18 protein-coding genes and 1 pseudogene are annotated in these 24297 nt (G+C 23.5%); 7 read left to right on the top strand and 12 right to left on the bottom strand.

Going from position 1 to position 24297, the window contains the following annotated elements:
• Window positions 1-3: 3 nt before the first annotated feature.
• From H0H48_RS00270 to H0H48_RS00255, 4 genes are read left to right on the top strand one after another with little or no spacing between them, the layout of a single operon-like run.
• Window positions 4-1386 carry a M16 family metallopeptidase gene (locus H0H48_RS00270; RefSeq protein WP_185871133.1) on the top strand — a complete coding sequence of 461 codons (1383 nt, stop codon included), beginning with the start codon at window positions 4-6 and terminating at the stop codon, window positions 1384-1386.
• A gap of 9 nt (window positions 1387-1395) precedes the next feature.
• A complete protein-coding gene (locus tag H0H48_RS00265; RefSeq protein WP_185871132.1) occupies window positions 1396-1710 on the top strand; it encodes an iron-sulfur cluster assembly protein in 315 nt (104 codons plus the stop codon).
• Between the two features lie 14 nt (window positions 1711-1724).
• Entirely contained in the window at window positions 1725-2651 is a 927-nt protein-coding gene (locus H0H48_RS00260) for an SPFH domain-containing protein (protein WP_185871131.1), read from the top strand.
• A 14-nt stretch (window positions 2652-2665) separates the two neighbouring features.
• On the top strand, window positions 2666-3010 hold the full coding sequence (locus H0H48_RS00255) for a DUF3127 domain-containing protein (RefSeq protein WP_185871130.1): 345 nt from the start codon (window positions 2666-2668) through the stop codon (window positions 3008-3010).
• Window positions 3011-3019: 9 nt separating this feature from the next.
• Here the strand turns inward: H0H48_RS00255 and H0H48_RS00250 are convergent, their stop codons facing one another.
• From H0H48_RS00250 to sucC, 4 genes are all read right to left on the bottom strand, one after another.
• Window positions 3020-3667, bottom strand: a complete 648-nt coding sequence (locus H0H48_RS00250; RefSeq protein ID WP_185871129.1) for an endonuclease III domain-containing protein — start codon at window positions 3665-3667, stop codon at window positions 3020-3022.
• Window positions 3648-5756 carry an ATP-dependent Clp protease ATP-binding subunit gene (locus H0H48_RS00245; RefSeq protein WP_185871128.1) on the bottom strand — a complete coding sequence of 703 codons (2109 nt, stop codon included), beginning with the start codon at window positions 5754-5756 and terminating at the stop codon, window positions 3648-3650. Before H0H48_RS00245 ends, H0H48_RS00250 begins: the two co-directional genes overlap by 20 nt.
• 85 nt (window positions 5757-5841) lie before the next feature.
• Window positions 5842-7323, bottom strand: a complete 1482-nt coding sequence (locus tag H0H48_RS00240; protein WP_185871127.1) for an AAA family ATPase — start codon at window positions 7321-7323, stop codon at window positions 5842-5844.
• A gap of 10 nt (window positions 7324-7333) precedes the next feature.
• Window positions 7334-8515: an ADP-forming succinate--CoA ligase subunit beta gene (gene sucC, locus H0H48_RS00235; RefSeq protein WP_185871126.1), complete on the bottom strand. Its 1182-nt coding sequence runs from the start codon at window positions 8513-8515 to the stop codon at window positions 7334-7336.
• A gap of 131 nt (window positions 8516-8646) precedes the next feature.
• Between sucC and H0H48_RS00230 the strand changes: the two are divergent.
• From H0H48_RS00230 to H0H48_RS00220, 3 genes and pseudogenes are all read left to right on the top strand, one after another.
• Window positions 8647-9320: pseudogene (locus H0H48_RS00230) on the top strand (ABC transporter ATP-binding protein).
• Between the two features lie 6 nt (window positions 9321-9326).
• Window positions 9327-10019: an alpha/beta hydrolase gene (locus H0H48_RS00225; RefSeq protein WP_185871125.1), complete on the top strand. Its 693-nt coding sequence runs from the start codon at window positions 9327-9329 to the stop codon at window positions 10017-10019.
• Entirely contained in the window at window positions 10016-10579 is a 564-nt protein-coding gene (locus H0H48_RS00220) for a hypothetical protein (protein WP_185871124.1), read from the top strand. Before H0H48_RS00225 ends, H0H48_RS00220 begins: the two co-directional genes overlap by 4 nt.
• Here H0H48_RS00220 and odhB read toward each other — a convergent pair.
• The 8 genes from odhB to H0H48_RS00180 form a co-directional block, all read right to left on the bottom strand.
• On the bottom strand, window positions 10574-11824 hold the full coding sequence (gene odhB / locus H0H48_RS00215) for a 2-oxoglutarate dehydrogenase complex dihydrolipoyllysine-residue succinyltransferase (RefSeq protein WP_185871123.1): 1251 nt from the start codon (window positions 11822-11824) through the stop codon (window positions 10574-10576). The two genes, H0H48_RS00220 and odhB, sit on opposite strands and share 6 nt — an antisense overlap.
• A gap of 15 nt (window positions 11825-11839) precedes the next feature.
• A complete protein-coding gene (locus H0H48_RS00210; protein ID WP_185871122.1) occupies window positions 11840-14626 on the bottom strand; it encodes a 2-oxoglutarate dehydrogenase E1 component in 2787 nt (928 codons plus the stop codon).
• A gap of 48 nt (window positions 14627-14674) precedes the next feature.
• A complete protein-coding gene (gene alaS, locus H0H48_RS00205; protein ID WP_185871121.1) occupies window positions 14675-17377 on the bottom strand; it encodes an alanine--tRNA ligase in 2703 nt (900 codons plus the stop codon).
• A gap of 10 nt (window positions 17378-17387) precedes the next feature.
• Window positions 17388-18191 carry a lysophospholipid acyltransferase family protein gene (locus H0H48_RS00200; RefSeq protein WP_185871120.1) on the bottom strand — a complete coding sequence of 268 codons (804 nt, stop codon included), beginning with the start codon at window positions 18189-18191 and terminating at the stop codon, window positions 17388-17390.
• 29 nt (window positions 18192-18220) lie between these two features.
• Window positions 18221-21379 (bottom strand): cytochrome c biogenesis protein CcsA, encoded by a 3159-nt coding sequence (ccsA, locus tag H0H48_RS00195; RefSeq protein ID WP_185871119.1) that lies wholly within the window; start codon window positions 21377-21379, stop codon window positions 18221-18223.
• Window positions 21380-21486: 107 nt separating this feature from the next.
• Window positions 21487-22248: an MBL fold metallo-hydrolase gene (locus H0H48_RS00190; protein WP_185871118.1), complete on the bottom strand. Its 762-nt coding sequence runs from the start codon at window positions 22246-22248 to the stop codon at window positions 21487-21489.
• A gap of 9 nt (window positions 22249-22257) precedes the next feature.
• Entirely contained in the window at window positions 22258-23262 is a 1005-nt protein-coding gene (recA, locus tag H0H48_RS00185) for a recombinase RecA (protein WP_185871117.1), read from the bottom strand.
• 179 nt (window positions 23263-23441) lie between these two features.
• Entirely contained in the window at window positions 23442-24278 is an 837-nt protein-coding gene (locus H0H48_RS00180; protein ID WP_238785328.1) for a lytic transglycosylase domain-containing protein, read from the bottom strand.
• Window positions 24279-24297 lie beyond the last annotated feature (19 nt).

Below are 24297 nucleotides of genomic sequence, written 5' to 3'. Positions count from 1 at the left end.
ATCATGTTTACAAATATATATAATAAAAGGGTAAATCGTAATCTTCCTCCTAAGAGATTAAAAAGAAATAAAGTAATTAATATTGAAAATCCAGAATTTTTCCAAATGGAAAATGGATTAAGAGTTTTAATCGTAGAGAATCATAAACTACCTATAGTTAGAATAGGATTAGAATTTGATTATCAACCTTTTTTAGAAAAATATAAATCTGGAATAAGAAAAATTTTTAGTCAAATGCTTAGAGCTGGAACAAAAAATTATTCTAAAGAAGAATTAGATGATGTTGTCGATTATATGGGAATAAATCTATATACTTCATTTTCAGAAATATTTGTTTGTACTTTGAAAAAGTATTTAACTAAATCTGTTTCTATTATCAGTGATATTGTGATAAATAATGATTTTGATAATTCTTCAGAATTAGAAAGAATTATTAAACAAAGAATAATAGATATAAATATTTCAGAAAAAGATCCTAATTCTATTTTAGAACGTGTTAAAAATATTTTATATTTTGGAAGTGATCATCCATACGGAGAGTATGAAACAGAAGAATCTATTAAAAATATTACTTCTGATGATCTTAAAAAGATACATAATAAATATTATGTGCCAAATATTTCCTATATTTCTTTTATAGGCGATATCTCTAGAAAAGAAGTAGAAAAATTATGTAATCTTTATTTTTCCACATGGGAAAAAAAAACTTATATAGAAGAAGCTATAAAAAATGAATACAATATTCCATCAAGTTCAGAAATAAATATTATAGATCTTCCGAGTACAACTCAATCCTCTATTTGTATAGGGAGCCCTGTTCATTTAAGAAAAAATGATGTTTCATTTTTTTCTTCTATGTTAGCAAATGGAATTTTAGGGGGTAGTGCTCAAAGTCGTTTATTTTTGAATTTAAGAGAAAAAAAAGCATACACTTATGGAGCGTATTCTATATTAAAATCTGATAAATATATAGGATGTTTTTCAGTTTATACTCAAGTAAGAAATGAGGTTACAGATGAAGCTATAAAAGATATTTTAAAAGAAATTTCCAATATGGCAAAGGATAAAGTTTCTTCAGAAGAATTAAACATTAAAAAAAATGAAATAAGTGGTCAATTTATTCTTGATTTAGAAGATCTAAATAGAGTTAGCGATCTTTTTATTTGTGAATTAAAAAATGAACTTCCAAAAGGATTTTATAAAAATTATTTAAATAACATTAAATCTGTAACTATAGATGATGTCTATAAATCATGTAATAATGAAAAATTATTTCCTAATAAAAGAATTATAATTGTTGGTAAATCTACTGAAATCTTTCCAAAAATAAAAAAATTGGGAATTCCTATCCGTTATTTTGATAAATTTGGAAATCCTTTAAATTAAAAAAATAAAATGAATGAAAATAATTTAGAAAATAAAATTATTTCTGTATTAAAAAATATATATGATCCTGAAATATCTGTAGATATTTATGAATTAGGTTTGATTTATGATATTAAAATTTCTCATAATAAAGATGTTAAAGTAGTAATGACTTTAACTACTATAAATTGTCCAGTAGCGGAAAGTTTACCTTTGGAAGTAAAAGAAAAAATTCAATCTATTGTAAAAGATGTAAGAAATGTTGATGTTGTGTTAACATTTGATCCACCTTGGAGTAGAGAATTTATGAGTGAAGAAGCTCGTTTAGAACTAGGATTACTATAATTATTAATTATATTATGAGCATCTTTATTCTATTATTTTATGGGACATTGGTTATTTTAATTTTATCTATTTTTTCAAGTTTTATTTTTACAGTTAGTCAAGAAACTTCTGCTATTATCGAAAGAATGGGAAAATTTCATAGCATACGTTATGCTGGTTTAAATTTTAAGATTCCTGTTATAGATAATATTGCGGGAAAACTTACATTGAAAATACAACAGTTAGATGTTGTAGTGGATACAAAGACTAAAGATAACGTTTTTGTAAAAGTTAAAATATCGGTACAGTTTAAAGTAATTCAAGAGAAAGTATATGAAGCTTTTTATAAATTAGATAATTCTCATGCTCAAATTAAATCTTACATATTTGATGTAGTTAGAGCTGAAGTTCCAAAAATGCGCTTAGATGATGTTTTTGAAAGAAAAGACCATATTGCTCTTGCCGTAAAGGGAGAGTTAAAAGGTGCGATGCTAAATTATGGATATTCTATAATTAAAGCTTTAGTTACTGATATTGATCCAGATGAACAGGTAAAACAAGCTATGAATAGAATTAATACAGCTGAAAGAGAAAAAGTTGCTGCAGAATATAAAGCGGAAGCTGAAAGAATTAAAATAGTAGCTAAAGCAAAAGCAGAAGCGGAAAGTAAAAAATTACAAGGGAAAGGAACTGCAGATCAACGAAGAGAAATAGCTAGAGGTATTTTAGAATCTGTAGAGGTTTTGAATAATGTTGGGATAAATTCTCAAGAAGCGTCTGCTTTAATTGTAGTAACTCAACATTATGATACTCTTCAATCTATAGGGGAATCTGGTAATTCCAATTTAATTTTATTACCTAATTCACCAGGTGCAGCTAGTGAAATGTTAAATAATATGATAACTTCATTTAATATATCTAATCAAATAGGGGAAAATATCAAAAAGAAAAAAAATAAATAAAAATTTCATATTTCATGGAAATAATAGGAAAAGTTAAAAAGTTATTCGAAATTCAGAATTTTGATAGTGGTTTTAAAAAAAGAGAAATAGTTGTCACAACAGAAGAACCATATCCTCAAAATTTATTGATCGAATTTATTCAAGAAAAAGTAGATTTACTAGAAAACATAAAGCTTAATGATAAAATAAAGGTTTATATTAATCTTCGTGGAAGAGAATGGAAAAATCCTGAAGGGAACATAAAATATTTTAATTCTATTCAGGGATGGAAAATTGAAGAAATAAATCATACTCAAACTTCAAAAAAATCTTCATTACCATCAATGTCCTCTGATGATTTTGATGATTTACCATTTTAACTTTATACTTTATAAAAGATTATTTATTAGCAATTTTTTATATATTATGTCTGTATTTTTATTCCAATTTATAGATGGAGAATATTCTCTACCATAGTTAATTATTTGAAAATGTAATTTTTTCCAGTATATTTTTTTGAATATAGATTTAGCATCTTTTTCTGTTTTTTTAACATTTTTTCCATCACTTAATTTCCAACGGAACATCATTCTATGAATATGAGTATCTACTGGAAAAACTGGTATTTCTGATACATGAGATAAAAAAACAGATGCTGTTTTATGTCCAACTCCAGGTAAAGATTCTAATTGGTAAATATTTTTAGGAATTATTCCTTTATATTCTTTCAATAAAATATTAGATAAATTATAAATATGATTATATTTTCTATTATATAATCCTATATTTCTTAAATATTTTTTTATTATTACAGTAGGAGTCATAATAAAATCTTTAGGTTTTTTTATAATTTTAAATAAATAATCTGTAACTTCATTCACTTTATTCTCTCTACTTTTAGCACTTAGTATAATAGCTATTAATAATGTATACTCGTTAATATGATAGAGAGAACTTTTTGGGTTTGGATACAAACTATCTAATATTTTTCTAATGATTAAAGCTTTCTTTTGTTTTTTATATTCTAACTTTAACATTATTTTCTTTTTTATCTATTTCTAAGGTAATAGTATCTCCTTTTTTTATCTTTTCGTTTATTATGCATTCTGATATTGGATTTTTAATAAATTTTTCTATTACTCTTTTTAAAGGTCTAGCTCCATAAGATTTATCAAATCCTTTTTCTTGTATGAAATTATTCACTTCAGGTAATAAAATCAATTTATAACCTAAATTTCTAATTTGAATTGTTATTTTTTCTAATTCTAGATTAGTTATTTTAGATATATCTTTTGGTTTTAGGGAATTAAAAATAATAATATCATCTATTCTATTTAAAAATTCTGGAGAAAACGTTTTTTTTAATGATTGTTCTAATACATCACTAATATAATTGCAAGATTTTTTAGCTTTTGTATTAAATCCTATACCTCTTCCAAATTCTTTTAATTGTTGTGTTCCTGTATTTGAAGTAAGTATAATAATAGTATTTTTAAAATTTATTTTTCTTCCTATACTATCAGTTACACTTCCATAATCCAATATTTGTAATAATATATTAAAAACATCAGAGTGCGCTTTTTCTATTTCATCTAATAATATAACAGCATAAGGTTTACGACGTATAATTTCTGTTAATTGCCCACCTTCTTCATATCCAACATAACCTGGAGGAGCTCCTATTAATCTAGATACGGAAAATTTTTCCATATATTCACTCATATCTATACGTATTAAAAATTCTTCTGAATCGAATAATTCTTTAGTAAAAGTTTTTGCTAGATATGTTTTTCCAACTCCTGTCTGTCCTAAAAAAATGAAAGATCCTATAGGACTATGAGGATCTTTTAAACCTGTTCTGTTTCTTTTAACAGATTTTACTATTTTATCTATAGCTTCATCTTGACCTATTATTTTTTCTTTTAACAAATCGGCCATTTTATTCAATCTTTTCATTTCAGCTTGAGCTATTCGATTTACTGGAATTCCACTCATCATAGACACAACTTCTTCTACATTTTCTTCAGAAACTATTTCTTTATTTTCTTTTGATAATTTTTCCCATTCTTTTTGTGCTTTCAATAATTTTTTTTCTATACGCTTTTCTTGATCTCGTAAACGAGCTGCTTCTTCGTATTTTTGATTTTTTACTACTTTTAATTTTTCTTCTCGGATATTTTCTAATTCTTTTTCAAGAAGAACTATTTCTTGTGGAACTTTTATATTTTTAATATGAACCCTAGATCCAGCTTCATCTAATGCATCAATAGCCTTATCTGGAAAAAAACGATCTACAATATATTGTGAAGTTAGATTTACACATGCTTTTATAGCTTTTTCTGTATATAAAACATTATGGTAATTCTCATATTTAAATTTTATATTTTTTAATATTTCAATAGTTTCATTTTCAGATGAAGGTTGTACTATAATTTTTTGAAATCTTCTTTCTAATGCACCATCTTTTTCTATGTATTGTCTATATTCATTTAAGGTTGTAGCTCCTATACATTGTATATCTCCTCTTGCTAATGCTGGTTTAAATATATTAGATGCATCTAAAGATCCTGTAGTTCCTCCAGCTCCAATCATTGTATGAATTTCATCTATAAAAAGTATCAGTCCTACATTTTTTTCTGATTCATTTATAATAGCTTTCATTCTTTCTTCAAATTGACCTCTATATTTAGTTCCAGCTACTAAATTTGCTAGATCCAAAATGACTACTCTTTTGTTATATAAAACTCTTGATACTTTTTTTTGGACAATACGTAAAGCTAATCCTTCAGCAATAGCAGATTTTCCAACTCCAGGTTCTCCTATGAGAAGAGGATTATTTTTTTTTCTTCTACTCAATATTTGAGAAACACGTTCTACTTCTTTATCTCTTCCTATTACAGGATCTAGTTTTCCTTCTATAGCTATAGCATTTAAATCTCTACCAAAACTATCTAATACAGGTGTTTTACTTCTTATTGAAGTTCCTCCATAATATCCTGACCCTGTATTACTTCCACTTCCAGATCCATAAGAATGAGTGAAACTATCACTTTCAATGTCTTCATCTGAATAAGCAGAAGATAAAAGTATTTTTTTTCTACTGTTTGACGAATAATGATAAATCATAAATAAGTTAAAATCATTAAAAACGAAAGATAAAATATCTCTTCCATTTCTACAAATACATAGGTTTTTTATTATTTGAGAATATCTAAGAAGAAGATATTTTCAAATTTAATTCTTCTATTAATTTTTCTGTAAACTTATTTTTTTTAGATAGAAAAACATATTTTTTTATTATGTTTTTTTCTGAATCTTTTTTTATTACTTTAAATTTTAAATTTGGATAATTTAATTCTTTTTTTAAAAACTTTATAAAATATGATTGTACTAATGAAAAATTAGTATTATCTAGTAATTCATAAGGTACTATGAAGAATATCTCATTTTTTTCAATATAAAATTCTATTTCTTTTTTTAAAAAATCTAGGTAAATAGAATTTATTTTTTCTGAAAAATTATGTAAAAAATTTACCCAATTTTTTTTTACAAAAGATATTTTTTCATTTTTTTTGTCAAAACATAAAAACTCTGAATTTTCCTTTATCTTTTTCAAACTTTTTGTATTTGTATTTATTATATGATAATAAAAATTAGCTAGTTTTATTAAGTATATCTCTATCATCAATTTAGAATTTTTACAAAATTCATACTTTTCTTTTAGATGAAAACATATGTTTAAAGATCCAATTATTAACGAATCAGATATACATTTTGATTGTTTTATATAAGATTGAACTACTTCTTTTTTGAGTTTTATAAGAGGAAGTGTTTCATAATTTTTAGATAAAAAAAGATTTCTAAAATGTTTTATTAATCCAATTATGAAATTAGAACAATTAATTTTTTCTTGAAATATTTTATCTAATAATATAAATATTTTATGTATTTTTCTGTTTAAAAGATAATTAACTATATCAAAATAATATGTAATATCTATGATACCTAATTCTTTTGTTATAATATCCTTAGATATTTTTTTATGAATTATTGTTAATTTATCAAAAATATAAATAGCTTTGCTAATAGAACCTTCTACATTTTGAGATAAAATAAATAAAGATTCGTTATCTATTTTTAGACTTTCTTTTTCAGATATCATTTTTAAATGAAGAAAAATTTCTTTTATGGAAATACTTTCAAATTCATATATTTGACAATGTAATCTTATAGATATAGGAATATTACTTTTTTTTCTTCCACAAAAGATAAACAATACATGTGGATGTTTTTTTTCTATAAAGTTCAAAAGTAAATTGAACAAATCTTGAGAAAAAAGATCTATATTTCTTATGATAATAATATTATATTCATTTTTTTTTTGATAAATATGTATTTTATTTATTATTTTATGAAAAATATCTAATGAAATATTTAAAAATCCATCTATTTCAAAAATATTTGATGATTTATTTTCTTCTGAATTGTAATTTAATTCGTTAGCTAAAATTCTAGCGCATGTATTTTTTCCTACTCCATCGGGACCTACAAAAAATATAAATTGAGATAACCTGTTATATTTTATTGCATTTTTAAGAGTTAAAGTAATTTTTTTTTGACCTATTATTTCACTCCATTTTATGGGTCTATATTTATCTGATAAAACAATATTTTCAGGAGGAATTATATTCATGAAATATTTTTTATAATGATAATAATATTTCTCTGATTTTGTTAGCTGCTTCTTTTAAAGAATCAGTATAATAAATAGGTAATTTACTGTTATCAAGTATTTCTTTGGCATTTTTTTCATTTGTTCCTTGCAAACGAACAATAATTGGTATCTTAATATTTCTTTTAGAATAAGAATCAACTACTCCTTTTGCTACTGTATCACAACGAACTATTCCACCGAATATATTTATTAATATAGTTTTTACTGATTTATCATTTAAAATTATAGAAAAGGCATTTTTTACTCTTTCTCTATCTGCTGATCCTCCTATATCTAAAAAATTAGCCGGTTTACCACCACATAATTTAATCATATCCATAGTTGCCATAGCTAATCCAGCTCCATTTACCATACAACCCACATTTCCATCTAACTTTATAAAGTTTAGATCATATTTTATTGCTTTTTTCTCGAGATCATTAATATCCTCGTTTTCATTATAATTTGTATATTTTTTATGACGAAATAAAGCATTATCATCTAAAACCATTTTTATATCTACTGGAATTATTTTATTTTCTTTATTTATTATTAAAGGATTTATTTCCAATAATAAAGAATCATAATATTGATATGCTTTATAAAGAATTTTTAAAAACTTATTAAATTTAGATAACAAATCTTTAGATAATCCTAAATTAAATCCTATTTTTCTAGTTTGAAATAACTGTAATCCTAATATTGGATCTATTTGCTCAGTATATATTATATTAGATTTTTCTTCTATATTTATTCCACCTTCTTTAGAGTAAATAATAATATTTCTTTCTAAATTACGGTCTAACAATATTGAAAAATAATATTCTACTATAGATTTTTTTTCAAAAATATATACATCTTCAGATATTAGTACTTTTTTAACTAATTTCCCTTTACCAGAAGTTTGAGAAGTTATAAGATATTTTCCTAATAATTCTTTTGATTTTTGGTAAACTTCATCTAAATTTTTTGCTATTTTAATTCCTCCAGACTTTCCACGTCCACCTGCAAGTATTTGAGCTTTAATTACTAATGATTTTTTTCTAGTTTTTTCGAAGATAATTTTCGCATGTTTTACTGCTTCTTCTGGAGATGAAGCTAATAACCCTTCTGGGGTTTCTATTGAAAAAGAGTTTAGTATTTCTCTACCTTGATATTCATGCAAATTCATTTAAATTAATTTTATTTTATTTTATTTTAAAGTAAATTTAAATTAAAATAAAATAAAATTAATTTTCTATATATTCTCTTTAAATTTTTTTATAAATTATTTATCAGTAGATTTTTAAAATTTGTATGAAAATGATTCAAGCTAAAAATATTTATAAATCTTTTGAGAAAAAAGATATATTGAAAGGGATTACTATTTCAGTAAAAAAAGGCCATATAGTATGCATTTTAGGAGAATCTGGATCTGGAAAAAGTACTCTTTTACATATATTAGGAACATTAGACAAACCTACTAAAAAAAAAATATAGAAACTACCTTGAAAATAAACGGAAAAGAAGTTTTATCTATTTCTGATAAAGATCTTTCTTATGTAAGAAATAAAGAGATAGGTTTCATTTTTCAAGATCCGAAATTTTTACCTGAGTTTACCGTATTGGAAAATATAAGTCTACCAGGATTGATAAACAATAAAAAAAATAAAGCATATATAGAAAATATAGCAGAAAATTTATTAATAAAACTAAATATTCAAAAACATATTGACTCAAAAATTGATGAATTATCTGGTGGAGAAAAACAAAGATTATCTGTAGCAAGGGCATTAATTAATGATCCAAAAATTATTTTTGCAGATGAACCTTCTGGGAATTTAGATAAAAAAAATGCAGATAATTTACATCAATTATTCTTTTTTCTTAATAAGGAATTAAAAAAAACTTTTTTAATTGTTACTCACAATATTGTGTTAGCAAATATGGCAGATGAAAAAATGGAAATAAAAAATGGATTAATACTAAAAAAATAAATTATCATGTTTTTAAATGATAGACTATCTCTTAGATACATTATAAGAAAACCAATAAAAAGTAACAATAAAATTCTTGTAAAAGAAAATAACAATAGCTCCAAGAGATCTCTATTTTTGATGATCCATGGTTATGGAAGTAATGAAAAAGATTTATTTGCTTTAGCAAAGGATATTCCAGAAAATTTTTGTGTAATAAGCATACAAGGGATCTACATTCTTAATGAAGATAAATACTTCTGGTACGACATAGATTTTTCTAATGAAGAAAAATTTGTTCATGTTTTGCAAGCTAAAAAAACTATTAAAAAAATAAATTTTTTTATAAGTGAGGTTATCAATAAATATGAATTAAATAATAATGATATTTGGTTATGTGGTTTTAGCCAGGGTTCTATATTGAGTTATGCTATAGGATTAAATAATTTAAATATAAAAAAAGTGATCATATTAAGTGGTTATTTAGAAAATAAAATTCTAAAAGAAAATAAAGTTTTAAATAAAAATTTGGATTTTTTTATTTCTCATGGTATATATGATACTATTATTCCTATAAGTTGGGTAAAAAAAAGTTTAAATTTTCTAAAAGATAAAGGAATATTTTCTTTCTTTTTTAAAGAATATAATTCAGGACATTATTTATGTAATTCTAATTATAAAGATCTTATTAATTGGATAAAAGAAAAAAATATTTTATGAAAAAGAATACAAAATTAATTTTATCTATACCAATATTTTTATTATTTATTTTTCTTTTTATTAAAAAAAATTATTTATTTGGATCTATTATATTTTTGATAGGTCTTATTCCTATATTTTTCATTTTTAGAAATGAATTTTTATTATTAGCTTTCTTTAAAATAAGAAAAAAAGATATGAAAGGATTAAAGAAATATCTATCATATATTAGTAATCCAGAACTACAACTAACTAAAAATCAGCTATCTTATTTCTATTTTTTGAACGGAATTCTATATTCAGAAGAAAATATTTTTCAATCAGAAAATTATATGAAAAAGGCTTTAGCTCATGGATTAAAATTTAAGCAAAATATAGCTATAGCCAAATTAAATTTGGCTATAGCTTCTTTGTCTAGAGGTGATAAAAAAAAAGCAGAAATATTTTTATTAGAGGCAAAAAAAACAGATATAATTGGATTATTACATGATCAAATTCAAATAATAAAAATACAAATGAAAAAAATGAATATTGGAAATAGAAATAAACAAAATCCTTACATAAGGAATAAATTTTTATAGTTCTAATATATCTGGTATATTATTTTCATTTCCTTTCATTAAAAATTCTATAGGATTCTCTATAGCTTCTTTAACTGAAACTAAAAATCCAACTGATTCTTTTCCATCAATTATTCTATGATCATAAGATAAAGCTAAGTACATAATAGGATGAATTTTAATAGAGTCATTATCATCTACTATAGGTCTTTTCACTATTTTATGCATTCCTAAAATAGCACTTTGTGGTGGATTTATAATTGGTGTAGATAGCATAGATCCAAAAACACCTCCATTAGTAATAGTAAAAGTTCCTCCTGTCATTTCATCTATAGAAATAGTTCCATTACGAACACGATAAGATAATCGTGAAATTTCTTGTTCTATTCCTCTAAATGATAAATTTTCTGCATTTCTTATTACGGGAACCATTAATCCTTTGGGACCGGATATAGCAATACTAATATCACAATAGTTAAAATTAATTTTTTCTTCTTCATTGATCATAGCATTTATATCAGGATATAATTTTAAAGCTCTAATACAAGAAATAGTGAAAAAAGACATAAACCCTAAATTTACACCATGTTTTTTCTTAAAAAGATCTTTATATTTTTTTCTTATTATAAAAATTTCTTGCATATTTACTTCATTGAATGTAGTAAGTGTAGCTGTTTTATTTTTTGATATAACTAATCTTTCCGAAATCTTTCTCCTTAGGGAGGATAATTTTTTTATTGTTTTTGACCGATACATAGGTGGAGTTATATCTCTATTTATAAAATAAGAATCTTCTGAATATTTTGGAATGTGTTCCATTTTATTTAGATATGAAATGCAATCAGATTTTGTTATCATCCCATGTTTTCCAGTTCCTTTAATAGATTCTAAAGGTATATTTTTTTCTTTTACAATTTTTTTTGAAGCTGGAGATATGTTTTTTTCATCATATTTTTCATGTTCATTAAGTTTTTCTTTTTTATTTAAGTTATTTTTTATTCTATTTTTTTTAATTTCTTGAGTATTTTTTTCAGAATTATCTATTACACATAATACCTCTCCTACTTTTATTTTATCTCCTTTTTCTACCATTAAGGTTATTACTCCATTCTCTTCCGAAGAAATTTCTAAAGTAGCTTTATCTGAATCTATTTCTGCTATTATTTGTCCTTTTTGGACGTAGTCTCCGTTTTTAACAAACCAAGAACTTACTTCTACTTCCGTAATAGATTCTCCAGGAGAAGGGACTTTTACCTTTGTTATCATAGTATATAAAATTTATTAGTTAAAAGATTTTTCTAGTATTTCATTTTGAATTTTTAAAAAATTTGAATAAGATCCTGTGGATGGACTAGGGCTTTCACATGGAGAAATTAAATTTAATGGAGTAATATGATTCATCTTTCTTAAGATAAAATTCCATAATCCCATATTTTCTGGTTCTTCTTGAACCCATAAAATTTCTTTCTTATTTTTATATTTTTCTAATATATTTTTAATTTTATCAGTTCTCAATGGATATATTTGTTCTATACGAATTAATGCAGTTTTTTCATCTTTTATTTTTTCTTTTCTATCTAGTAAATCATAATATATCTTTCCAGAACAAAAAATTATTCTGGTTATTTTATCTCTATCATAAAATGGAATATCTAATATCTCCTCAAATGAACTGTAAGAAAGTTCATCTATTGATGATAGACATTTTGTATTCCTTAGTAAACTTTTAGGGGTAAAAATTATAAGAGGTTTACGAAATTTTAACTTCATTTGTCTTCTTAATAAATGATAAAAATTTGCTGGAGTTGTACAATTTACAACAAATAAATTATTCTTTGCACAAAGCTGTAAGTATCTTTCTATTCTTGCAGAAGAATGTTCTGGACCTTGTCCTTCATAGCCATGAGGTAGTAATAATACGATGCCATTTCTAATTTTCCATTTATCTTCTCCAGAAGAAATATATTGATCTATTATAATTTGTGCTCCATTTCCAAAATCTCCAAATTGAGCTTCCCACAAAGTTAAATAATGAGGAGAAAACATTGCATATCCATAATCAAACCCTAAAACTCCATATTCAGATAAAGGAGAATTATACACATCTATTTTTCCTTGATTAACACAAATTTGGTTGAGAAGAATAATTTCCTCTTCATCTTCTGTTTTGACAACGACATGACGTTGTGAAAACGTTCCTCTTGCTACATCTTCTCCTGATAAACGTATATTAACACCTTCATATAATAATGTTCCATAAGCTAATATTTCTGCCATACTCCAGTCTACTAAATTCTTTTCAATCATTTCTAATCTATACTTAAAAATTGATTTTATTTTCTTAAAGAACTTTTTATCTTTAGGTAAAGAAAAAATAATTTTAGATATTTCTTTGATTTTATCAATTGGAAATTTTGTATTAACTTTTTTTATAATTTCTTCATATCTAAATTCTATAGGGTGATATTTCCATTCTTCTTCTAAAAAAGAACTTAATTCGTTATATTTTATATCATTTGATTTATTATAACTGTTATAAAGAATATTTTGGTATTCTTTTTCAATTTTCATTATATCATTTTTATTGACAATTCCTTCATTTTCTAGTTTATTTTTATACTTTTTATAAGAAGATTCAGAGTGTTTTATAATTTCATTATATAAATAAGGTTGAGTAAATCTAGGCTCATCTCCTTCATTATGTCCATATTTTCTATATCCTATTAAATCAATAAATATATCTTTATTATAATGCATTCTAAAATCTATAGCAAAATGAATAGATTTTATTACAGATTCTATATCATCTGAATTAACATGTAAAACTGGAGAAAATATCATTTTTGCTATGTCAGTACAATAAATACTGGAACGAGCTTCTTCACAATTTGTAGTGAATCCTATTTGATTATTAATAACAATATGAATTGTTCCTCCTGTTTTATATCCTTTTAGTTTAGACAATTGTATTACTTCATATACTATCCCTTGTCCTGATAAAGCAGCATCTCCGTGAATAAGAATAGGAATAATTTTATTAGAATTAGTATTTTTTTCATAATTAAAATCTATTTTAGCACGTGTTATTCCCTCTACAACAGGATTTACAGATTCTAAATGAGAAGGGTTAGGGATTAAATATATTTTAACGTATTTTCCATTTCTGGTTTTTTTTATTTTATAAAAACCTAAATGATATTTAACATCACCGGAAAAATTTTTATCCTTATACTCTTTTACTTGAAATTCACTAAATATATGAGAATAATTTTTCTGAAAAAAATTAGAAAGAATATTTAAACGTCCTCTATGTGACATTCCTATCATTAAGTTTTCTGTATGATATTTTTTAGAAGAATGTTCTACAATTTCTTCTAAAGCAAGTAATAAAGATTCATTTCCTTCTATAGAAAATCTTTTTTGTCCTATAAATTTTGTGTGAACAAAATTTTCAAAAGCTGAAGCTTCGTTTAATTTTTTTAAAAAAAATATTTTATCAACTGATGATAAAACTGAGGGGTATTTATAAAACCAATTTTCAATCCATTTAATTTTTTCAGAATCAGTAATATAATCATATTCTATTCCTATAAAATTGCAATAAATGTTCTTTAAGTAACTAATTATATTTCTTAATGAAGTTTTTCCTATTCCTATAAATTTACCAGCTTCAAATAAAGTATCGAGATCTTTTTTAGATAAATTGAAATTTTCTAAATCTAGAGAAGATATAAATTTTTTTTTATTCCTATCTTCTATGAATAAAGGATTTGTATTTGCGAAATAATGACCTTTTTTTCTGTATGCATTAATTAAATTAAATACAGAAAATTCTTTTTTAAGATTATAAATTGATTTATGTGATTGATGATTATCATTATTATTTTTTTCACATAAATTTTTATGATTAACTGATGTTTTTTCATAATTTTCTTCCCCAAAATCAAATCCATGAAAAAAAGCACTCCAACTAGGTTCCAACAAATTGGGATTATCTTTATATTTTTTATAAAGAGCCTCTATTTCTTTAAAATGGATGGTATTTAGAAAAGAATATCTATCATTCATAGACTGTTTTTTACTTCAAATTTAAGCATTTTAAATATCTATTGAAGATTATTGATTATTTATTAATAATTTTTTGATGTATTTTTCTATATTTTTTTTAATTAATATTAATTCATCTTTTTTCGTTCCTATGAATGTAGAAAAAAAATGAGTTCCCCAATGCTTACCACTCATATTTTTTGATACTTCATATATAATTTTATCAGCGTGGACATGATTGTTTTTTACAACATCATTTGAAATAGATATAAATATAATAGGTTTTTCATCTTTAATAAATCCTATAATAAAAAAGATATTTTTAATTTCAATTCTTATATTTAAAAGAGTTTTTTTTATAATATTTATATCTAATATTTCTTTTCCTAATGTGTTTATATCACATACATGTTTTATATTAGTAAATGGAAATGATAATTGAATACTATTTGATAAATAAATTTTTTTAAGAAGTTCTATTTGTTGATGTTCTATTTTTAATTTTTCTTTTTTTAGTTTTTTATTAATATCTAATATATAATTATAACTATCAGTAATAGAATTAGGGTATTTTATAATAATTTTTAATGATTCACATTTATTTTGAATATTTTTTAAATATTCTATAGCTTTTTTTGAAGTTATAGCCTTAATTCTTCGTATTCCATGTGATATAGAAGATTCTGATACTATTTGAAAAACTTCAATGGAACGAGTATTTTTCACATGTGTTCCAACACATAATTCCGAAGAATTTTTAAAAGTAATTACACGTATTTCTTCTTTATTTTGATAATCAAATGCTTCATTATAAGAAGCTACTTTTATTGCTTCTTGAAAAGAGGAAAATTTTTTTTCTTCTAAAGAAAAATCAGAAAAAATTAATTCTTGAACTAATTGATCTATTTTTAATAATTCTTCAGAAGTTATTTTTTTGTAATGTGAAAAATCAAAACGGAGATAATCATTTCCTATATAAGATCCTTTTTGTTGAATATGATTTCCTAAGATTTTTTTTAAAGCAAAATGTAATAAATGAGTAGAAGTATGATTTTTCTCAATACTTTTTCTTCTATCTTTATCTACTACTGCTTTAAATGTAAAAGTAATATTTAAAGGTAATTTATTACTATAATGTATTATAGTATTATTTTCTTTCTTAGTATTAAAAATATTTACTTTCTCATTTACATTTATTATATAACCAGTATCTCCTATTTGTCCACCACCTTCAGGGTAAAAAGGAGTTTTAGAAAAAACTAATTCATAATAATGATTTTTAGTAAATGTGTTTTTTACTTTTCTATATTTTGTAATAATAGTATTATCAAATTCTGTATAAATATATCCTACAAAACCATGATCTAATTGGTCAACTAATGGATCTGTATATTTTTTTGTTAAATCTATCCAATCTTCCTTAATGATTGTATTACTTTTTTCTTTAGACCTTTTTTTTTGTTCCAATAACTTTTTTTGAAATGATTTTTCATCAATTTTTAACTGATGTTTTTCTGTAATTATTTTAGATAAATTCATGGGGAATCCATAAGTATCATATAATTTAAAAATAACTTCTCCACTAATAATACGTTGATTCTTTTCTTTAGTTTCGTTAATTATGTGTTGTATTTTTTTATTTCCATCATTTAATACTTTTAGAAAAGACAATTCTTCCTCTTTTATTACGTGTTGTATATATTCATTGTTATGTTTTAATTCTGGAAAATAATTTTTCATTTCTCTTACTAGAGAAGAGACAAATTGGAAAATAAATGGTTCTTTTTTTAATAAAAATAGATTTACATGAAAAATAGCTCTCCTTAAAATTTTTCTTATAACATAACCTGCTCCATTATTTGATGGAATTTTTCCATCACATATAGAGAATGCGATAGCTCTTAAATGATCTGCTACTATACGTATAGATACATTTTGATAAAATTCATTTTTATAAATTTTTCCTAGAGACTCTTTTATATCCTTAATTATAGGATAAAATATATCGGTTTCATAAGTAGAAAATTTTTCTTGAAGAATCATACATAATCTTTCTACTCCCATTCCTGTATCTATATGATTTTTAGATAACTTTTCTAATTTTCCATTAGATTTTCTCAAAAATTCTATAAAAACAAGATTCCAGATTTCTATTACTTTTGGATGATTTTTATTAATAAGATATTTTCCAGATAATATTTCTTTTTCTTTTCTATTTCGTAGATCTATATGAATTTCAGAACATGGACCACATGGACCAATATCTCCCATTTCCCAAAAATTTTCTTTTTTTCCAAAAAAAAGAATATTATCTTTGTTTATCAGATTTTTCCAAAAAATAAAAGTTTCATTGTCCATTAATAGTTCATCTTTTTTATCTCCAATGAATACAGATACATATATATTATCTTTTGGAATATTATATATTTTTGTTAACAGTTCCCAAGCCCATTCTATTGCTTCCCTTCTAGAATAATCTCCAAAAGACCAATTTCCTAACATTTCAAACATAGTATGATGATAATTATCATATCCAACATTTTCCAAATCATCATGTTTCCCAGTAATTCTAAGACATTTTTGTGCGTTTGTTATTCTTGTATGCAATGGATTTTTATGTCCTAAAAAATAATCTTTAAAAGGATTCATTCCTGCATTGATAAAAAAAAGAGATGGATCATTCTTTAAATAAAGAGGAAAGGAAGAAAAAACTTTATGATCTTTTTTCTGAAAGAATTTTAAAAAAGTATCTTTCACAGATTTATATTTCATAATAATATTATTATTTATTATTGTAATATTTAGGAGATTGTTCTATAGCATCCATTATTTTTTCCATAATAGATTTAGTAGAATCTTTTTTAAGATCTATTTTTATAGGTTTTTTGAAGATCATCTTTTGTAAAATTTCTTTTTTTACAACTTTAATTCCTTTTTTACCGTAAGCCTTTTTAAATCCATCTATAACAATAGGAACAACAATAGGATGATATTTCCTTATAACATGAACAATTCCTCTCCTTCCTGGAGAAAAAGCTTGAGTAGTTCCCTGAGGAAAAGTAATTAACCATCCATCATTAAGAGCTACCCCCATTCTAGTTATATCAGATCTATTTACAGAACGATTTATTATTTGATCCCCTTCTTTCCATGTTCTTTTTATAGTAATTCCTCCAGAATAAGTAAATAATTTTGTTAAAATTCCTTGATTCATTGTTTCTTTAGCTGCTACATAATATATATTAACTTTTGGGTTTAGAAGATAAATTGGATTTTCAATAGTATTTATAAATCCATTTTTTACACTACAAAAAACATGAAACATAGCAAAAACATCAGCAAAATAAGTTTGATGATTAGATACAAAAAGAACTTTTTTATCAGGAAGATTTTTAATATATTCTGTTCCTTTTAATTGTAATTTTCCTTTATTATAAGAATTATAAGAAATGCATCCAAGAGTAAAAATTAAAAAACGTTTTATTATATGAAAATTACCAAAAGCATCTTTAAATAAATTACTTTTTTCTTTTTTTAAACGTTTTTTTTTTTTTTCATTAAAAAATGATAAATCAAAATTCACCATTTATTTTTTTATTTTTACATTATAATAATTTAGGTTGTTATATTATTCTTATTTCTGGAATAGTATGCTAAAATAGAAACGATTATAAATATAAATATACTATAATATATCCAGTAAGGTATTGATACAGGATCTCCTTTAGCATAAGAATGTAATCCAGAAAGATAATAATTAACACCAAAATAAGTCATAATTATAGAACTTACAGACAATATACTAAAAAAATTAAAAGAATATGTTCCTCTAAAAAAAGGAATTAAACGCATATGCAATATAAAAGCATAAACCATAATGCTAATAAGAGCCCAAGTTTCTTTTGGATCCCAACTCCAATAGCGTCCCCAACTATTATTTGCCCAAACTGCTCCTAAAAAAGTTCCTATAGTCAACAAGAAAATACCTATAATTAAACATATTTCATTAATAATGGTTAATTGTTCAATATGAGTTTTTATAATATTCTTATATGAAGGATAAAAACCATTTAGTATATACAATATGAATACTAAAAATCCTAAAAAAGATCCAGTAAAAAAAAATCCATAACTTGAAGTAATTGTCGCTACATGTATAATTAGCCAATTAGATTTTAATACTGGTACTAAATTTGTTATTTCCGGGTCCATCATACTACTATGCGCTATCATCAATAATATTGATGATATTAGAGATGTTATTCCTAAGACAAATTGATTTTTGTAAAATAAAAAACCTATGCATATTAAACACCAGCTAATAAAAATCGATGATTCATAACCGTTACTCCATGGAGCATGTCCAGATATGTAATATCTTGAAATTAAACCTAATAATTGAAAAAAAAATAGAACTGATACAAAAATTATAGAGATTTTACAAATAATAGATATATATATATTTTTAAAGAAAATACTTAAAAATGAATTGAAAATAATTATTAATCCTAAAATAGGATATAAAAAAGATAGTATATAGAATATATTCGCTTTATTATAAATAATTTCTACAGATATTTTTCTATCTGTAGGTAATATAGATTTAGCATATTTAATTTGATATAATCGTATTTTTTCAATTTCTTGATCTGCAATCCTCCAGTCTTTTTCATTTTGAGCTCGAAATAATGATTTTAAATAGTCATTAAACATAGAGAACCCATAAGGGTTTAGTTTTTTGTTAGATTTTGTATTTAAAATAATCCAACTAGACCAAGTATGATGAACATCGTTTGGAATAGGGAAAATACGTAAATATTTTCCTTGAAAAATTTCATGAATGATCCCTATACGTTCACTAAGAAGAAGAACAGATTTATCATATTCATTCCTATGCATGGGATTTTTAGAAAAAGCTGTTTCATAGTCTTCTTGTAAAATAAATTTAATTTTTTTTGATTTTGGATCAAAACTATAAAGATCCATCATCGAAACATAGTTTTCTCGATTAGCGTTTATTTTTTTTAAAAAGTTTAATCCTCCTTTTGAATCTGCTTTTATAAAGGGTATTTTTGTCCAAAAAAGATTATCTTGATGTATAGAAATAAACCATTGATTAGCATCTAAATTTGCTATAGAATTTTTTTTATGTACTTTTCTAAGTAATTCTATTGCTAAAGTATTAATAACTTTTATTCTACCTTTATCATCTTGCACCAATAAACGTCCAAAATTATCTCCATGTTTCTTAGGAATATGTATAACATCATATATACTGTTTAACGGAATTTTTCTTGATTCATGTATTTGAGAAAATGAATAATTAATTCCCATGAAAAAAAAAATAATAAAAAAATTTTTTTTAGAATATATATATTTTTTTAATCTTTCTTTTAAAAAAGAAAATCTAGTCCCTTTCCAAAATAAACTGATAGACATTCCAATACTCATAAGTATATATCCAAAATAAGAAAAATACATTCCTAAATAATCATTGTTGACAGAAAAATGTGATCCTTTTCCATCTGGATCATATCCAGATTGAAAAAATCTATATCCTTTATAATCTAAAATCTTATTCATGTAGACCAAATATTTATAACTTTTTTCTTTATCTAAAATAGTAATATTACTCATAAAGAAAGACGGAAAACTAGATCCAGGATAATTTTCTAATTTGAATTTGTTTAATTTCAAAGAGAAAGTGAGAGGAAAAAATATAGATCCATATCCAATAGATATACTGCAATTATCATTAAACATGATAGGATTACTCATATGAATTGTATTTTTTCCTCCTAAAAAAGTAACTAATTTAGATCTATTATGAAAAGATATTTTTACGGTAAAAGCACTTAAAAAAGTATTTTTTTCTTCTGTTTCATTTTTGTCACAGGGAACATATTTTAGTTTTCCTTTTATAATCCCATCTGGGATAACAATATTTATTTTTTTACTATGGGATACTTTAATTTGATATAATTCTCTTACATTTAATAAATGCGGTTTATTTATTGATAAATAACTATTTTTTCTAGTTATCATATTTATGCTTTTTACTGGAAAAAATGACTTTATATATATTTTTTTTCCTATATCAAAAATTTGTATTCCTAAAGGATTTTCTTTGTTCAAAGAAAAGTAAAGGCCATTTATCATCTTTTCTTCTCCATCTCTAATAAAATCTTCAATCCTTCCATTTCTTTGTGTAGCTAATACAATCTTTACGATTTTTTCTTCTTTTTTTTCTCTTGAAATAATTGTTTTTGCACATGGAATGTAATTTATAAACTTTATTTTTATTGGATTTTTTTTAAAAATAAATTGACCTTTGTAATCATCATGAAATGTAGAAAATGTATAGGGTTCGTAATAATTTTGAATATGATTTCCTTGATTTATTATTAATTTAATATAATTTTTTTTAGATAAAATTTTATTAACGGTTTTTCCTTCTCTTATAGAAACAAATCCTTCATAACTATAATATCTAGAAAGAATACCTCCAATAAAAATAATAATAAATGATAAATGAAAAATGAAAATAGGAAATTTTTTTTTATTCCATAATTTATACTTCCATATATTTCCTATTAAATTTATAATAATTATTGAAATTATAATTTCAAACCAAGTAGATTCATAAATAAAAATTTTTGCTACATCAGTAGAATATTTTTGTTCCAAAAAAGTAGCTAATGCCATAGAAAAAATTAATAATAAAAATAAGAGAGAAGTTGTTTTTGTAGAAAAAATAATTTTTTTTAATTTCATATTAATTATGTATTTATTTTTATAAACTTCCTTAAGTTGTGTAAAATTGTATTAAAAAAATAGATTATTATTTATTTTATTAATTACTGACTATCATTAATGAATTATTATGATGAATAAAGAACTAGTTCATCATAAGCTAAATACACATTTTTTGGTAATTTTTCTTGTATTTTATCATGAAATCCAAGTAAATGGCTAATATGTGTTAGATAAGCTTTTTTTGGTTGAATTTGATCAATAATTTCTAAAGACTCAGAAAGTGTAAAAGGATAAAAATGTGAAGATTTTTTTCTAATAACATTTAGAACTAAAATATCTAATTCTTTCAAGTCATTAATTGTAGTATATGGAATTCTACTTGCGTCTGTTATGTACGCAAAATTATCAATTCTAAAACCTAATATTGGTAAATTTGCATGCCATACATTCAATAAAAAAATTTTAAAAGATTCTACAAAAAAAAATTTTTTAAATTGATCTAATTCAAATAAAGATACTTTTGCTGTATTTAATTTTTCCGAAAAAAAATAAAAAAATCTATTTTTTAGGTTTTTTAAAACCCTACCTAATCCATAAATAGGAATTGATTTATTTAGACTTATAGGTCTTATATCATCTAATCCACCTATATGATCTTGGTGTTCATGTGTAATAAAAATAGCATCTATTTTTTTATTCTTACTTTTAAGCATTTGATATCTAAAATCTGGAGAACAATCAATTAAAAATACTTTTTTATTTTTTTCAATTAAAACAGAACTTCTAAGTCTTTTATCTTTTAAATTTCTAGATAAACATACTGGATGTATAGATCCTATAATAGGAATTCCTTGAGAGGTTCCAGTTCCTAAAAAAGTAATTTTCATATTTTTTCTTTAGATATTTTCTACTATTTTATTTAAAATATTATTCTGTATTTCATTTTTTATTGCAATATTTTTCTTATTGATCAAAAAATCTTTCGCAGAATCTCTTCCCTGTCCTAAGGAGGTATTTCCATAACTAAACCAAGATCCATTTTTTTTTATTAATCCTAAATTAATACCTAAATCAAGAATCTCTCCCATTTCTGATATTCCTTCTCCATACATAATATCAAATTCAGCAATTCTGAAAGGAGGAGAAAGTTTATTCTTAACTACTTTTACCTTTGTCCTATTCCCTAATATTTTTTCTCCACTTTTAATTGGATTTACTTTTCGTATATCTAATCGTATTGATGAATAAAACTTTAAAGCATTTCCTCCTGTTGTTACTTCTGGATTTCCGTAAACACCAATTCTTTCTCTTAGTTGATTAATAAATATTAAAATACTTTTAGATTTTCCTATACTAGAAGTTAGCTTTCTTAACGCTTGAGACATTAACCTTGCTTGCAATCCTATTTTAGAATCTCCCATTTCTCCTTCTATCTCACTTTTTGGAGTAAGTGCCGCTACTGAATCAACCACTATTATATCAATAACACCAGATCTAATAAGATTATCTACTATCTCAAGAGCTTGTTCTCCATTATCTGGCTGAGATATTAGTAAATCCTTTATATTCACTCCTATTTTCTTTGCATAGAAAAAATCAAAAGCATGTTCTGCATCTATAAAACTAGCAAATCCTCCTAATTTTTGAGACTGGGTAATTGCATGTAAAGCTAAAGTAGTTTTACCAGAAGATTCTGGACCAAATATTTCAATAATACGACCTTTAGGAAACCCCTTTATTCCTAAGGCAATATCTAAACTTATTGATCCAGAAGAAACTACATCTAAATCATGAATATGTTGATCTCCCATACGCATGATTGTTCCTTTTCCATATATCTTCTCCATTTTTTCTAATACAAGATCTAACGACTTTCTTTTTTTCTCAAGTTTTTCATTCATAAAGTAAATTTTAATATTTTATTTATGTACGTTAAATAACATGAATTTAATAACAAATAAAAATCAGTTTTTTTTATAACAAAAACTTTAGTTTCCTTTTTTATTTGTAAAATATTGTAAGTTTAAGAGTATAAAATATGGATTAAGGAAAAATAATAAGAAGAAATTTTTAAAATTTCTTACCTTGTGGTAGTGGAAATTGAAATAGAATTTTTTCTTATATATTTTTTTGGAAACGAATCATAAATATAAATATTGTGTTCTTTATAGTAATTCATTATATAATTTATAGCTATGAATCTAGGAATATAATTTTGAGTTTCTTTAGGAAAAAAATCTAGAAATGTCCAAAAATCTTTTTTATTTCTATTCTTTTGCAATACTTTCTCCACAGTCCTTAGTCCTGAATTATATGCAGCTAAAACTAATTCCCAATCTCCTATTTTTCTGTATAAATATTTTATGTGTCTACAAGCAGCTTCTGTAGATTTTACAGGATCATTTCTATCATCATAAATGTTATTAATTTTTAATTTATATATTTTACCAGTATTAGGCATGAATTGCCAAATACCTCTAGCTCCTGCTTTAGATAAAATAATAGGATTGAGATTTGATTCTATAATTGCTAAATATTTTAGTTCTTTTGGAAGATTATAACTATCTAATTTTTTTTCAAACATAGGAAAATACAAATCTGTTAGTGAAATAATTTTTTCAAGATATTTTCCCATACGAAGATAACTTTCTACATATGCATGAACAATGCTATTGTATTTTAGTATTTTCATATGAGATTTTTGATTCAATATATTTAGCCTTATTCTTAATTTTTCTGATGTAATTCTAGTGATAATAATATTATTATACTTTTTTATGCTGCTCTCGTATAACATTTTATATGATAAAACAAATTTTTTATCTCTAAAAATTTTAAATATTGTATGATTTAAATTAAATTTTTTTTTATTAAATGATAGATTTTTATGAATCTTTATCAAATTTTTTACATTCATAAATGGTTTCGATATCGAT

Source organism: Blattabacterium cuenoti, assembly GCF_014252055.1.
GTDB lineage: Bacteria > Bacteroidota > Bacteroidia > Flavobacteriales > Blattabacteriaceae > Blattabacterium > Blattabacterium cuenoti_D.
The sequence above is the reverse complement of the archived record's forward strand: the minus strand, read 5'-3'. Positions and strand labels throughout refer to the sequence as shown.

Bases quoted from the DNA above. Each gene is read 5' to 3' on its own strand.
- H0H48_RS00270 (WP_185871133.1), top strand. From the start codon at position 4: ATGTTTACAAATATATATAATAAAAGGGTAAATCGTAATCTTCCTCCT.
- H0H48_RS00265 (WP_185871132.1), top strand. From the start codon at position 1,396: ATGAATGAAAATAATTTAGAAAATAAAATTATTTCTGTATTAAAAAAT.
- H0H48_RS00260 (WP_185871131.1), top strand. From the start codon at position 1,725: ATGAGCATCTTTATTCTATTATTTTATGGGACATTGGTTATTTTAATT.
- H0H48_RS00255 (WP_185871130.1), top strand. From the start codon at position 2,666: ATGGAAATAATAGGAAAAGTTAAAAAGTTATTCGAAATTCAGAATTTT.
- H0H48_RS00250 (WP_185871129.1), bottom strand. From the start codon at position 3,667: ATGTTAAAGTTAGAATATAAAAAACAAAAGAAAGCTTTAATCATTAGA.
- H0H48_RS00245 (WP_185871128.1), bottom strand. From the start codon at position 5,756: ATGATTTATCATTATTCGTCAAACAGTAGAAAAAAAATACTTTTATCT.
- H0H48_RS00240 (WP_185871127.1), bottom strand. From the start codon at position 7,323: ATGAATATAATTCCTCCTGAAAATATTGTTTTATCAGATAAATATAGA.
- sucC (WP_185871126.1), bottom strand. From the start codon at position 8,515: ATGAATTTGCATGAATATCAAGGTAGAGAAATACTAAACTCTTTTTCA.
- H0H48_RS00225 (WP_185871125.1), top strand. From the start codon at position 9,327: ATGTTTTTAAATGATAGACTATCTCTTAGATACATTATAAGAAAACCA.
- H0H48_RS00220 (WP_185871124.1), top strand. From the start codon at position 10,016: ATGAAAAAGAATACAAAATTAATTTTATCTATACCAATATTTTTATTA.
- odhB (WP_185871123.1), bottom strand. From the start codon at position 11,824: ATGATAACAAAGGTAAAAGTCCCTTCTCCTGGAGAATCTATTACGGAA.
- H0H48_RS00210 (WP_185871122.1), bottom strand. From the start codon at position 14,626: ATGAATGATAGATATTCTTTTCTAAATACCATCCATTTTAAAGAAATA.
- alaS (WP_185871121.1), bottom strand. From the start codon at position 17,377: ATGAAATATAAATCTGTGAAAGATACTTTTTTAAAATTCTTTCAGAAA.
- H0H48_RS00200 (WP_185871120.1), bottom strand. From the start codon at position 18,191: ATGGTGAATTTTGATTTATCATTTTTTAATGAAAAAAAAAAAAAACGT.
- ccsA (WP_185871119.1), bottom strand. From the start codon at position 21,379: ATGAAATTAAAAAAAATTATTTTTTCTACAAAAACAACTTCTCTCTTA.
- H0H48_RS00190 (WP_185871118.1), bottom strand. From the start codon at position 22,248: ATGAAAATTACTTTTTTAGGAACTGGAACCTCTCAAGGAATTCCTATT.
- recA (WP_185871117.1), bottom strand. From the start codon at position 23,262: ATGAATGAAAAACTTGAGAAAAAAAGAAAGTCGTTAGATCTTGTATTA.
- H0H48_RS00180 (WP_238785328.1), bottom strand. From the start codon at position 24,278: ATGAATGTAAAAAATTTGATAAAGATTCATAAAAATCTATCATTTAAT.